The 13,610-nt window shown below is 43.8% G+C and carries 12 protein-coding genes; 10 read left to right on the top strand and 2 right to left on the bottom strand.

Annotation, left to right across the window (positions count from 1 at the left end; genetic code table 11):
* Positions 1 to 273: 273 nt before the first annotated feature.
* The 9 genes from DESACI_RS21295 to DESACI_RS24360 all read left to right on the top strand — a co-directional run bounded on the left by DESACI_RS21295 (position 274) and on the right by DESACI_RS24360 (position 9,242).
* The gene (locus tag DESACI_RS21295; protein ID WP_014829292.1) at positions 274 to 1,512 is read left to right on the top strand and encodes an acyl-CoA dehydrogenase family protein; all 1,239 of its coding nucleotides are present in this window, start codon (positions 274 to 276) and stop codon (positions 1,510 to 1,512) included.
* Between the two features lie 126 nt (positions 1,513 to 1,638).
* On the top strand, positions 1,639 to 2,112 hold the full coding sequence (locus tag DESACI_RS21290; protein WP_014829291.1) for a MarR family winged helix-turn-helix transcriptional regulator: 474 nt from the start codon (positions 1,639 to 1,641) through the stop codon (positions 2,110 to 2,112).
* 130 nt (positions 2,113 to 2,242) lie between these two features.
* The gene (locus DESACI_RS21285; RefSeq protein WP_014829290.1) at positions 2,243 to 3,430 is read left to right on the top strand and encodes an MFS transporter; all 1,188 of its coding nucleotides are present in this window, start codon (positions 2,243 to 2,245) and stop codon (positions 3,428 to 3,430) included.
* A gap of 71 nt (positions 3,431 to 3,501) precedes the next feature.
* Complete coding sequence (locus tag DESACI_RS21280) at positions 3,502 to 4,758, top strand: DUF445 domain-containing protein (protein ID WP_014829289.1); 1,257 nt, start codon at positions 3,502 to 3,504, stop codon at positions 4,756 to 4,758.
* Entirely contained in the window at positions 4,755 to 6,059 is a 1,305-nt protein-coding gene (locus DESACI_RS21275) for a DUF445 domain-containing protein (protein WP_014829288.1), read from the top strand. Before DESACI_RS21280 ends, DESACI_RS21275 begins: the two co-directional genes overlap by 4 nt.
* A gap of 351 nt (positions 6,060 to 6,410) precedes the next feature.
* Positions 6,411 to 7,640, top strand: coding sequence for an ammonium transporter (locus DESACI_RS21270; RefSeq protein ID WP_014829287.1), 1,230 nt, complete (start codon positions 6,411 to 6,413; stop codon positions 7,638 to 7,640).
* A gap of 56 nt (positions 7,641 to 7,696) precedes the next feature.
* Positions 7,697 to 8,035 carry a P-II family nitrogen regulator gene (locus DESACI_RS21265; protein ID WP_014829286.1) on the top strand — a complete coding sequence of 113 codons (339 nt, stop codon included), beginning with the start codon at positions 7,697 to 7,699 and terminating at the stop codon, positions 8,033 to 8,035.
* A 263-nt stretch (positions 8,036 to 8,298) separates the two neighbouring features.
* Positions 8,299 to 8,922 carry an ATP-dependent Clp endopeptidase proteolytic subunit ClpP gene (gene clpP, locus DESACI_RS21260; protein ID WP_014829285.1) on the top strand — a complete coding sequence of 208 codons (624 nt, stop codon included), beginning with the start codon at positions 8,299 to 8,301 and terminating at the stop codon, positions 8,920 to 8,922.
* A 41-nt stretch (positions 8,923 to 8,963) separates the two neighbouring features.
* Entirely contained in the window at positions 8,964 to 9,242 is a 279-nt protein-coding gene (locus DESACI_RS24360; RefSeq protein WP_148271354.1) for a hypothetical protein, read from the top strand.
* Between the two features lie 236 nt (positions 9,243 to 9,478).
* Here the strand turns inward: DESACI_RS24360 and DESACI_RS21255 are convergent, their stop codons facing one another.
* The gene (locus DESACI_RS21255; RefSeq protein WP_014826601.1) at positions 9,479 to 10,720 is read right to left on the bottom strand and encodes an IS110 family RNA-guided transposase; all 1,242 of its coding nucleotides are present in this window, start codon (positions 10,718 to 10,720) and stop codon (positions 9,479 to 9,481) included.
* A 642-nt stretch (positions 10,721 to 11,362) separates the two neighbouring features.
* Here DESACI_RS21255 and DESACI_RS21250 point away from each other — a divergent pair.
* A complete protein-coding gene (locus DESACI_RS21250; protein WP_014829284.1) occupies positions 11,363 to 13,084 on the top strand; it encodes a methyl-accepting chemotaxis protein in 1,722 nt (573 codons plus the stop codon).
* On the opposite strand, the gene DESACI_RS21245 is transcribed toward DESACI_RS21250, so the two are convergent.
* On the bottom strand, positions 13,081 to 13,485 hold the full coding sequence (locus DESACI_RS21245) for a putative ABC transporter permease (protein WP_041276721.1): 405 nt from the start codon (positions 13,483 to 13,485) through the stop codon (positions 13,081 to 13,083). The two genes, DESACI_RS21250 and DESACI_RS21245, sit on opposite strands and share 4 nt — an antisense overlap.
* Positions 13,486 to 13,610: the final 125 nt, after the last annotated feature.

Here is a 13,610-nt window from a genome sequence, read left to right as displayed (position 1 = left end):
ATACTTATAAGAATTCAATTTTTTCCTATCCCTTGTACTTGACGTTTAGGTCAATAAACGTAAGAATATTTTTATAAGAATATTTCTAATATACAAACAAGTGAGACGTAATTGTATTGGTTATTTTCATTTGCTGGGGTTTGCGGAAAGGAGATGAAAAACGCAAAGTTTAATCGGAATCAGATGGCAATTCCAAAGTAGCGCGAGAGTTATTTAAGAGCTATTAATAATGTTAAGAACTATATTTAACGAATCATAAGGGGGAGAAAAAGAATGTTTGACTTTCTGCTGACAGATGATCAACTCCAACTGCAGAAGGAGGCCAGTAATTTCGTTAAGGAAAAAGTCCCTAAACAATTAATTTTAGATATGGATGAAGAAAAAGTAATTTATCCTGTGGAATATCTTCAAAAACTTGGAGAAGCTAAGCTTATGGGTCTGCGCTTCGCGCCTGAGTACGGAGGCCGGGGACTGGGATGGGTCGATGAAATAGGGGTTCTGGAGGAAATCGGCGTTTTAGGAACGAGTTTGGCCTGTCTTTATTCATTACCTTCAATTGTAGGCGAAGCAATTTCTCGTTTCGGTTCGGAAGATCTTAAACTTCGATACCTAAAGCCGACCCTGGAGGGGACCCGTTATACTGCTGAAGCTTTGACGGAACCCCGGGGAGGGTCTGATTTCTTTGGGGCAACGACGATCGCTGTAAAAGATGGTGATGATTACATACTTAACGGACAGAAGCGCTTTGTGGTGGGTGCAGAGGGCGCAGATTATTTTATGGTTTATGCCAAGACAAATCCTGAAGGCAAGTCTCATGAAAGTATGAGTGCTTTTATCGTTGACAGGGGCCCGGGCGTAGAAGTCGCCCACGTCTATGGACTGATGGGCACCCGCGGAGGAGGAGCGGGAAGGGTTGTATTTAAGAATGTAAGAGTTCCGAGGGCCAATCTTTTAGGGAAGGAACATGGTGCTGCGGAAATTTTCTATCAGATGATGATTCCGGAAAGAATGACCAGCGCAGCAGGGGCATTGGGGATGGCAAGGGCTGCCCTTGAAGTCGCAGCTCTTTATAGTACAAAACGCAAAGCCTTTGGACAGAAGATTAAAGATTTTCAAGGCGTGAGTTTCAAAGTTGCCGACTCCATTACACGATTGGATGCTGCTCGTTCCCTGGTCTATGCAGCCGCGAAAGCTATAGATTCTGGAATTCCATCATCCCAAGGCCGCCGGATGGTGTCGGAGGCCAAGAAATTCGCGACGGAAACAGCATGGGCTGTAGTCAACGATGCCATGCAGATGATGGGCGGCATTGGATACACGAACGTCTTTCCCGTGGAGCGGCTATTGCGGGACACTCGCTTAATTATGATCTGGACAGGAACCAATGAAGTAATGAATCTGATTATTCAGCATGAATATTACAAAGAGCTCCACACCCAAATGCAAAACCACCGTGCCATAGAAGAAGACGCCCAAAACGCACATCTCAACGAAGAAAAGGTATACGAATAAAGCGTGTCAAAGGTGTCAAAAGGACCGTCCTCCTGACACGCTTGACATAGTTATTGACCTAAACTATTTATGGTGCTTATAATAAGTTAGGATCAAAACTCTTCCATGATGAGGGAGTGTGAGGCTGTGATTCGGGATCAGAAGATGAAACTTATGGAAGAAACAGATGATTTGTTCAGAAGAGTCTGGAAAAGGTATCAGAGTTTCTTAATGTTGACATCAAGCGAGATTTCCGTGCATCAAATGATTTTCCTTAAATTTCTGGAGCATAAAGGAACTTGTACTCCTTCAGACATTGCTCAGAAATTTGGGATTACCCTGGGTGCTGTGACGGGTTTTGTGGATCGCTTGTATAAGTTAGGACTGATCAGGCGAACTCGCAGCGAGGAAGACCGCAGAGTCGTACTTATAGAACTTGCGCCCCAAGGTAAAGAAACGCTCGTGATTTTAGAAAAAGAGCGGAAGAAAAAATTTGGCTGCTTGCTGCATAAATTCGATGGCTTATATCTTACAGATCTGAACAAATCGTTGGAACAATTAAACAAGGTTTTGGCTGAATTAGAAACAGAATTAGAAACAGAGTTAAAAACGGAATTATAGACAAATAGGCCTCTTTAATGAATAGGCCCTGAGAAGGAAATACTTTAGTTGTAATTTTTGTGGAGCAAAGATTTTGTGATAGATTGATAAAGTAGACGAATAATGTCAAGGAAGAAATAGGAGTTTGCAGATGAACAAGAAAATGATGGGGCCTATGGCGATATTGTTTATTATTCAGTTTTTAGTCATGGTAGGGTTTGGGATTGTCGTTCCGATTCTTCCGTTTTTGGTAAGCAAACTTGGCGGTGGTGCCTTTGCCCTTGGAGTTTTTATGTCCGCGTATTCAATTATGCAATTTATTTTTGCTCCTGTTTGGGGTAAACTTTCCGATGGAATCGGGAGGCGCCCGGTAATTCTTCTGGGATTGTTCGGCTATGGCGTGACCTTTTTGATGTTTGGCATGGTCAACAATCTTTATGTTTTGATTATTCTTCGTGCTCTGGCCGGAATCGTTTCCTCCGCGACGCTCCCGACAGCAATGGCCTACTTGGCGGATATTACAGAAGGAGCAGACCGTTCAAAGGGAATGGGGATGATCGGTGCGGCTATGGGCATGGGAATGATTTTCGGCCCTGCTTTGGGAGGTTTCTTAGGAAAATATAGTTTCTCGCTGCCCTTTTTTGTGGCTGGCGGACTGGCCTTATTGCTCCTTCCCTTTACCTGGATTTTCTTGCCGGAATCTCTTAAAGAAATGAATAAGGGTCAAGGTCGAAAGAGAGCCAGGCTCACACCCCAGGTGCTTAAAGACCCGCTATTTTTTCTTTTCGCGTTTAACTTCACTTTAAACTTCACAATGTCTATGTTTGAGAGCACCTTTGCCTTATTAGCTTCAGCTAAAGTAGGTTTCGGCCCAACTGATATGGGAATCACCTTTGCAATCTTAGGTATCTTTGCTGTGATTGTACAGGGAGGACTTATCGGAAAACTAGCCAAAACCTTTGGAGATGCAAAACTTGTCAATACAGGGGCACTTCTATGCGCTCTTGGGCTATTGTCCATCATTATTACGGCTGATGCTAAAAATATTATTTTTTTAGTTTCCGCAACAGTCATCTTTATGGTGGGGAATTCCTTAATGGTTCCCACAAGTTCAAGTCTTGTCTCCAAACAAAGCAATCAGGGACAAGGAATGTCCCTTGGGCTTTTCCAATCCTTCGCCAGCCTGGGAAGAATCCTCGGGCCTTTGACAGGCGGGGCCCTTTTTGGTTTGAACATGGGTTTTCCCTATGTTGCCGGGGCAGCTCTTTTAGTGCTTGTTGTTCTGGTGGCGGGACCTAAAATAAGTGTCAATATTCCTAGACCTCTGGTACAAGACTAGAAAATAGAATAAAATAGGGAAGAAGTTTTATTCTTCCGGCATAAACTTAATCCTTAATTGTAGGTGGTTTTATGGTCAAAAAAATCAATAACACCCAAAGCGCTAATCTTACCCTAGGGGGAATCACCTTAGGGTTTTTGTTAAGCTATCCTTTTCACGCAACAAGTTTTGTAGGCGGACTGATCTCCAGCGGATGCAGTGCAGGGATGATCGGGGGACTTGCCGATTGGTTTGCAGTAACGGCTTTATTTCGCCGGCCCCTGGGAATAAAACCTAGCAAGATATTGCGTACGGAGATTATTCCCCGGAATCGCGAAAGGATTTTTGATGCCTTAGCAGATATGGTTCAGGATGAATTGTTGACGCAAGAAGTGCTCAAGAGAAAGTTAACAATTTGGGACTTTGCAGGGGCATTAATCAAAGTCTTTCAGCAGGATGAAGTTAAGGACTCGGCCAAGGAATTGCTTGCGGATTTAAGTGAGAATTTCATCCGCAGCTTGGATACAAAACCTATTTCCCAATCTCTCATGGGGCTCTTTCAAGATAATCTGAGCAGTTTTGAGCTTTCTCGAATTTTCGGTGATGTTTTAGAATTTTCTCTGGAACATGGTGAGATAGATTATTTGCTGAAAACCTTTTGTGGGGCCATGAGAGAGTTTCTTGCTCAACCCTCGGCAAATAGAGCTTTGACAAAGATGGTGGATGCAGCTATAACGAGGTATGGTGCCAATAACCCAACGCGGAAACTTGTTGGTAAGTTTTTACCTTCACCGGACGTCCTTGCTCAAGGCTTAATAGACAAAGGCAAGACTGCCTTACAAGATGGTACCGTCGAGCAATGGCTGAAGGAATCGCTGCATAACGTAGTTTTGAACTTAAAGACTAACCGGGAAATGCAAGAGAAGTTCACCGAATATTGCTCCAAGGTTCTGACTTATGTGTACTCCGCTGACAGCATACCTGAAAACGCAGAAAGTGAGCGGGTAGCAAGTTCCGGTCCTAACTTTATTTCAACCGGTATTGAACGCGGAATGAAGAAGCTGCGGGACAACTGGGATCAAAATCTGGAATTACTTAAGCATAAGCCTGCCTTCAGAAAAACTTTGAACGGGGAAATTCAGGACTTCCTTCAGAAGCAGATTGAAGTTCATCATGATTTTATTGGACGAATGGTTCGGGAAGGCTTATATCCCTTAACCGATGATAGGCTCGTCAGGCTCATTGAAGAGAAGGCGGGCAATGACTTGCAAATGATTCGGATCAACGGATCCATCGTGGGCGGTTTAGTGGGTATGCTTATTTATGTATTGGGGATGGTATTTCGATGAATTATCGCAAGAAAGCCAATATTACACTTTCGATAGTCTTTATCGGCTTTTTAGGCTCTGTTCTGCTAAAACACCGGTACCCGGATATTGTTGAACTTCAGCTTCTGAATTTCATGCTCGAAGCGGCGTTGGTAGGTGGAATTGCCGATTGGTTTGCTGTCACTGCCATATTTAAGAAACCTTTGGGTTGGGGCTATCACACAGAACTCATCCCCCGTAATCGCGTGAAGCTCATTGAGGCAGTTGCCGGGATGGTACAAACAGAACTATTACATATGGATTTAATTCGCCGAAAAATCTCAGGAATTGACTTCCTGGACGGACTTATACAGTTCGTGGAAAGAAGAGGCGGGGCAGCCTATTTAGCGGATAAAACAACACTCTTAATTCAAGGCTTGGCGGGAAAACAGGACCCCGGCGCTTTGGCTGAGAAATTAGCAGAGTTGCTTCAAAAGAATGCAGAGAAATGGACTCTGGCCCCTTGGGCGGAGAAGTTAAGCCGCTGGGCTTTAACTAAGGGGTATCTTGATCAAGGCTTGGACCGCTTGACTGAACTGCTCTGGGAAAAGGCCTCAGAAGCAGAGACCCGCCTGGTTATTCTAAATTATCTGGAGACCATCAAAGCTGAAAAACTAGGCAACGGCGGGTCAATTTTCCGAACGTTATTGGGTTTCGTAGAAATGTCCGATGGGTTGAACATGGAAGAAGCGGCAGATGCTCTGCATATTGAGCTTCTGCTTACCTTGCGCAAGTTTAATGATCCTGCAGATCCCTTGCGCTTAACCTTAAAGAAAAGCTTAGTAAAGAATCTGGATTCGTTAATGATCGATCCTAACTTCAGGGATCAACTTGAACTATGGAAGAAGGAGCTATTGCATGAAGAGTTTCTCAAGGAACTCTTAACAAAGGTTCTGCGCATAACCTTAGATACCGCTTCAACTGATTCGGAAACGCTGAATAACCTGGTCGGTCCTTATGTCCGGCAAGGCTGGCATGATTTATTGAACAATAAACCTCTTCAAGTGCAGCTTAATACTTTGGTCATAGACATCGTATGTCAGGCCATTCAAAATGAGCACCACGAAATAGGAACGATCGTCAGGGAAACTCTTACCAGTTACTCAAATGAAGATTTGAACCGTTTTGTAGAAGAAAAGGCAGGCAATGATCTGCAGTGGATTCGGATCAATGGCTCGATGATCGGCGGGGCCGTAGGGATGTTTTTATTTTTGTTCTTAGATTATGTTTATGACCCATATATAGGTCCATTTATTATGAGTTTTGCACATCAGTTTCACTAAGTTTGGGAACTTACTTTGTATTATATTGGTATATTGGTGTAGGTTATTTAGGGGACCATAAATGGAATCACCCGAAGGAGGGCGAATTTCTATATCTGCTCATTTTAGAAGAATAATTATTATATAAGTATTATTTTTGCGACAAGTGAAGAGAAGATCAGGTATACAAAATTCATTAACAATTAGGGGTTGCCAAAAAGTCTTTGGGCGTGCTAGAATACCACTCATAAGGCGTGCACAGCCGATACTCAGTTTAAGGAAAAAGTATAAGCAGACAAAGCAATGGCGCTTTGAGTTAACTCTTTTTAGAGTGAACTCAAAGCGCCATTTTTGTTTAAGGAGGTATAATTGATGAATACAGGAGATACGGCGTTTGTCTTGGTGTCAACGGCTCTTGTTCTTTTAATGACGCCTGGTTTAGCATTTTTTTACGGAGGCATGGTTCGCAAAAAGAATGTTCTCAGCACAATTATGCATAGTTGGATTATTATTGGACTTATATCATTACAGTGGATTTTAATAGGTTATACTTTAGCCTTTGGGCCGGATTTTCATGGTATAATCGGCAGTCTGAACTGGCTGGGCCTCAATGGAGTTGGGGCAGCCCCTAACCCAGATTATGCTGCGACAATTCCCGCCATTGTCTTCATGGCTTTTCAGATGATGTTTGCTGTAATAACTCCTGCACTGATCAGCGGTTCATTTGCTGAACGGATGCGCTTTCCGGCCTTTATTATCTTTACACTGCTCTGGGCGACGCTGATTTATGACCCCTTGGCACATTGGGTTTGGGGTGTAGGCGGTTTTTTAAGAAACCTGGGGGCTTTAGATTTTGCAGGCGGAAATGTGGTTCATATCAGTTCTGGTTATTCTGGTCTGATAGTGGCTCTGGTCCTGGGAAAACGTAAAGGTCTGGGCAGAGATTCCATGGCTCCCCATCACATTCCTTTTACCATCTTAGGAGCTGGTCTTTTGTGGTTTGGCTGGTTCGGGTTTAACGCCGGAAGTGCCTTGGGGGCCAACGGATTAGCCGGTATAGCTTTGGTTAATACCAATACGGCTGCCGCTGCCGCGGCAATAGCCTGGGCTGTGGTAGAACGTTATCATCGCGGAAAATCGACGGTTTTAGGCGCTGCCAGTGGTGCTGTGGCAGGATTAGTAGCCATTACACCGGGCGCAGGATTTGTGACGCCCCTTTCTTCAATCCTCATTGGTTTTATCGGAGGTGTCATATGTTATCTGACCATTAGTGTGATGAAGGCGAAATTCGGCTATGATGACGCTTTAGATGCTTTTGGCTGTCATGGAATTGGCGGTACTTGGGGAGCCCTAGCCACCGGTATTTTTGCCACAAAGGCCATTAATCCTGCCGGCGCTAACGGACTCTTGTACGGCAACCCGTCCCAGTTAGGAATCCAGGCTTTAAGCGTTGCAGCTACAGTGGCTTTTGCTGTAATTGGGTCTTGGATACTTTTGAAGGTCATCGGACTCTTCACGACACTGCGTGTCAGTGAAGACCAAGAGGCCATTGGTCTGGATTTGTCGCTGCATGGAGAAGAAGCATATCCCGACTTTATCTAAGTTGATTTGTGTAATTGCAGTTTGAAGAGGCTATATAAACAAGAGGAGGAAGGTTGATGAAGAAGATCGAAGCCATTATTCGTCCCGGAAAGCTGGACATAGTCAAAGATGCCCTTAGTCATCATGGTGTCAATGGCTTAACGGTCACTCAGGTCATTGGCTGCGGCAAGCAAAAAGGGCATACTGAGGTTTATCGGGGAGTAGAGTATACTATTCATTTAATCCCTAAAGTTAAAATTGAAATTGTCGTCAAAGACGGGGATGTTGATTCAGTGATTCAGACGATTGTAAAAGAAGCGAGAACCGGTGAAATAGGGGATGGGAAGATCTTTGTAACCTCTGTGGAAAATGCCTATACTATCAGAACCGGAAATGTGGGCGAAAATGCCTTATAAATAATAATACTATAAAGGATTATCGAAAAAACTGGAGAATTAATGATTAAACCGTGCCGGTTCTGAGCCATTCTAAGGGCAGAAAGAAAATAAGGGCATGGGGAGGAAACAGAAGCCATATATTCAAAGAGGCACAACTTTTTCGTAAAGTTTGGTCTAAACCATTTGACCTTAACTGACCTTTGTTATAAAATAAACGTAACGGGCCAGAATATATTAGGTTAAGTGTTACTTTGAATTTATGTGAATAGGGGGAATTATAAATGGGTTATCTTGTTCCTATGGTTGTAGAGCAAACGAATCGCGGAGAGCGCTCCTATGATATCTACTCGCGACTCCTTAAAGATCGAATTATTTTTCTTGGAGGCGGCATCGACGATGACGTGGCCAATCTTGTAGTGGCGCAAATGCTTTTCCTCGAAGCAGAAGATCCGGAAAAAGATATTAATTTGTACATTAATAGTCCGGGCGGCTCAATAACGGCAGGAATGGCGATTTACGACACGATGCAATACATTCGCTCTGACGTACGTACTATCTGCATTGGGATGGCTGCCAGTATGGGAGCTTTCCTGCTGGCTGCCGGTGCCAAAGGGAAACGTGTTGCCCTTCCTAATTCCGAGGTCCTAATTCATCAGCCATTAATTGGCGGTCATGGACTCTCAGGGCAAGCAACGGAAATCGAAATTCATGCCAAGCAATTGCTGAGGACTAAGTCAAAAATGAACCAAATTTTAGCTGCCAAAACAGGGCAGCCCTTGGAAAAGATAGAAAGAGACACGGATCGGGATTATTATATGTCCGCCGAAGAGGCTAAAGAATATGGTCTTGTTGATCAAATCTTGGAAAAGGTTGAACTTAAGAAAGAAACTGAAAGCAATAGCTGATAATTTAAGACTTCAACGTTGAAGGCTGTAACGAAATCGAAATGCCGATTTTGTTACAGCCTTTTTATTATCTATCCGGAAGTATAACCTGCGGTTGTATACTGCAAGAAGAGTTAATACCTGCGAAGACAGTGTCTTCGGCTTCTAGCATAAGTGCAACTAGGCACCCGCCGGCCATAACGATGAGCGGACGAGCTTATCGCCGTCTGCAACTCATTACGCATACGCCTGAGTGTGGATTGGCCGAGTGTCTCTATAGTCAAACAAGTGCGATACTCCCCACCGGAGACTATCGGGAAGTATATTATAATTTTATCTGAAAAATTAAAAAATTGATAGGATATTGACATTTCTTTGTAGAATAATGAGTTTTACAAAGTTCGGCAGAGTTTTTCTGAGAATAAAGTCCTTCGGTAATATGTCAAGACCCTAAGTGAGTCAATTTTTCAGTAAGTTAGTTATCCGTTGGCAAAAAAGGCAATAAAAAACCCTCTTATTCCCAAAATGAAATGGAAACAAGTTACAAAAATGGGACTTCAATTCTCGTAGTTCATGCTTAGTTTGCAATCCCCCTATTGCCATGTGGCATATAGATTTGGTTGCTGCGTAGCAGAGCATCAACCATACGGACGAGTTTGCGTGCAGTAAGCACGAGAGCACGGCGATGATGGTGAGTCTTACTTTCCGAGAATTTACGTTGGTAGAAGGCTTTGTACTCTGGTTCCTTTTGGCGTACTAGGTTAGCAGCCTGGATGATATAACTTCGCAAGTAGGTGTTGCCGGTTCGAGTTAAGGGCGTGTCATCGGCTGTAAAATCACCGGACTGGTGAGAACGCCAGGTTAGCCCAATAAACTTTGCTAAGGCTCCTTCATTCGGAAAACGGCGGATGTCTCCAATCTCAGCAATAATACCAGCTGAAAGCACAGGGCCAATACCGGGAATGGTAATGAGCGTATTAGGGAAATGCCTGATTTCAGCTTCGATCGCCTTATCGATTTTCTTGACCTGTTTCTCTAAAGTGTGGATGGTTTCGATGCTCGTGGCTAGGATAAGGTTAATGGGTTGCAATAGGCTTCCACGTAGTCGATGGGCCTTGCGAGCGGCTTCCTTCAACTCTCTGGCTTTGGCTTCCGGATCCTCGAAATGACTTCTTCCTTTCTCCATGAGGAAATCAATCAGTTCATCAAGCGGTCGAGCCGCAACCTCTTCTGGAGAAAAAAACTCAAGTGTCAAGGATTCAGAAGTAACGCTGAAAGTATTACTAAAAACCGTACCTTGGGCAAGAGTGCTAAACTTTAAGAACAAGTTCGTGAGGAAATAATTCTTCTCTCTGGAGATCATCTCGATCAGATGACAACGAAAGCGAGTGAGTCGCTGTAACGGTAAGTAGCGGAAATCGACCTGAGAGCCCTCCGGGAGCCGGCCGAAGCGTAAACGTTCGGCAATGACCCAGGCATCAATCCAGTCGTTCTTCGGAAGGTCCACATAAGCCTTTTTGAAATTAGCAACGACCTTGGGGTTAAAGGAATAAATTTGGGGCTGTAAAGGTGCTAAACAATGGTCTTCCGCTAAGAACATTTGTAACGGCCAACTGTACACGGAAGTGGCCTCTAAACCAATAACCAGCCGGTCCTCATTCTCTTTATTACAGGCTTCAGAGAGATATCGGGCAACTTGCTCACAACCAGGCTGATCATTCAAAACCCTTAGCCTTTTAACTGGTTCATTACCACGCTCATCTAAGATTCGCACTTTAAAATCACTGGAACTCACATCTATACCGACAAATAAACTCAAGTAAAATCACCTCACTTTCCGAGTCGAAGAATTTGTAAGATTAACGTTGGGACCAGGCACCACAACAGGTCAACAACCTCGCCGAATCAGCACTTGTCTTAAAAAGACCTCGGATCCAACCGATCTGCTACCATCGGAGGGGTTCCCTTTAAGCTGTGCAACCTTCGAGTTAAAAGTTCAAATTGTGGGCTGGCAGTCAGACTTAATAAGAGGTCATAGCCTCAAGGAGTGAAAGGCCTTACCAGAACGAACCTCACGGTATCATTTTGCCTGAAACCCCAACAAACTTAAATACTTTTTTGTTGTCAAAGAACGACTTAAGGAATCATTACTCAGGTATTCCTTATCCTGAGCCTGTGGACAGTGCCAGCCTATGGAAAAGCCCTTATGGGTCTATCTTAAAAGAGCTTTCCCTCAGGCTTTGGACAAGTCGAATTTGAAGTGTGCTTTGGGGTTGACTTGTCCACACTGCCCACAGGCACGACGACTGCATGGGGTATGCGTTATTCTGCGCGCATCTTGTTGATGATGACCAACCAACTGAATTTCCAGTTTTCTTTGGTCATTTAAATACCCCACGTTCCATTAGTTTTTTGGACTCGTGGGGCAGGAACTAAATTAATTATACGAGGAGTGAAAAGTATGAAATTAAAGAATAAACGGTTAGGATTTCACGTCACCGCTTTAATGATACTCATCGCCTTAGCGGCTTGTGTCGTTGGAGGAATCGGAATTTACGGTATGGAACAGATGCACCAGGCCTCCATCCAAGTCTTTGAACAAGATGTGGTCCCAATGAATTTACTTTCTCAGATGCGTTATAATGCTCAAGCCTACCGGTCAAACGTTATCCTGGCTGTCAGCGCCCGAACGAATGAGGAACAACAAAAGTTCCTGAATCAAGTTGATAAGGAAAAAGACAATATGATCAGTTACATAGGGAAGTATGAAGCAATTCCCCGAACGCCTGCTGAAGATAACGTTTGGAAGCAGTTTAAAACAGCGTGGAATAATTATGTTGTTGCTTCCCAAGTTACGATACAATATGCTGCAGACGGCAGGCTGGAAGATGCCAAAGCGAACATGTTTGGCGATGCCGGTATCAAAAATCAGCAAGCCGGCGCTATCCTCCAGAAAATGGTTGATGATAAGATTGCAAAGGTTAATTCTGATAATATGGGTAAAATGATGCAGATATTTAACCGGGCATCCACTATTTCAATTTCAGTCATGGTGGTTGACTTGATCGTCAGTATTGTTATTGGCTGGTTGCTGAGCAGGGCCTTGAGCAGAATGATGGCTCACTTGCTTCAAAATGCCCATGAGATTGCCGCAGGAGATATTGCCCGAAAAAAGAAAGCACCTTGGAAGCCATGGAATCGTGAAGAATCCGAATTGCAGAAGGCCTTTGGCGATATGGTGGCTTCATTGCGGAACATTATGACCAAAGTAGCTAATATGGCAGGACAATTATCTCAAACTGCTCAAGAGATGCACCTGGGAGCCGAACAATCTTCAAAGGCTTCGGAACAGGTAGCTTCATCTGCCAGTGAGATTGCTGCAGATGCTGAGATACAGGTTCAAATTATGTCTGATAATCATGAGCGTATGAGCCAGGTTATTGAGCATATGAATCAGACGGAACAACATGCCGTACGAGTGAGTCAAGCATCTAACCGGTCTGCCGAGCTTGCTCAAAAGGGCAATCAAGCTCTTGAGCAAGTGGTCAAACAGATGGAAGATATCGAGGGCCAGGTTCATAATCTAAGCCAAGTTATCGGAGATGTCGATGATAAATCAGAGGAAATTGAGAATACCGTACAAATTATAGATGATATCGCTCAACAAACAAACCTATTGGCCTTGAATGCAGCCATTGAAGCGGCACGTGCAGGAGAGAACGGCCGGGGGTTTGCCGTGGTTGCCGAAGAAGTACGCAAGTTAGCTGAGCAAGTTCAGACGAGCTTAGTTGATATTTCTCGACGGGTTCAAGAAATGAGGCAAACTTCGAAAAAGGCTCATCTGGGGATGCAATTAAGTGTTGATAGCGTAAATCAAGGGAGCGTATATCTAACAGAGATTTCCGACCAGTTTGCGGTAATTCTTAACTCTGTAGAAGAAAGTGCCGGTTTGGCTCAGGAAATCGAGACAATCGTACACAAAGTTCAAGGAGATGGGGAGCAGATAAAAATGGGCATGCAAAGAGTTGTGAGTCAAGCGGAGTCCACTTCCGCAGGAACACAAGTAACGGCTGCCGCTGCGGAAGAACAAAATGCTTCTGTAGAGGAGCTTTTTGCCTCCGCCGAAAGCCTCAATGAATTAGCCAATAATTTAAAAGGACTCATTGATTATTTCAAACTTTAAATAGGCATTTTATCTAAGAAATTGTGGAGGTGCTCAAAGCCAAGTCCGGCCAGAAACCATTCAGGGGCCATTTTCAGCGTAATCAGCCCATTAATATTTAAAGGATCGGTATAGTGCCATGGGCAGCTGCCAAGAATAATGCCTAAGATTAAACCACTGGTATATTCAATGCTCCAAATCATAGTTAAATAAATTGCACCGCGGCTCCACCAAGGCAGATCGTAAATCTTTGCCTGGAGAGGTTCGAGGAAGACAGCCAGTCCGTAAATTGGCAGCATCACCAAAAAGGTAAAACCATGCATACTGTAATCTCCTTTGAGAAGAGAGGCAAGCCCTGTATAAATGACCTCAAGAACGAGGCCAATTATTCCGTAAATTAAAAAATGTTTTAGTGTTTTCATGGGATTAGTATGCTTGATCATAATCGTGGCATACACGTTAATAGTAAGTAGGTGTTGGAAGGCGAGGCTTAAGGTCCCTCGTCTTCCTTATTATAGAAAATATTAGGTTTTATGGAAGGAACTTT

Origin of the sequence: Desulfosporosinus acidiphilus SJ4, assembly GCF_000255115.2 — a bacterium.
GTDB classification, from domain to species: domain Bacteria; phylum Bacillota; class Desulfitobacteriia; order Desulfitobacteriales; family Desulfitobacteriaceae; genus Desulfosporosinus; species Desulfosporosinus acidiphilus.
The sequence above is the reverse complement of the archived record's forward strand: the minus strand, read 5'-3'. Positions and strand labels throughout refer to the sequence as shown.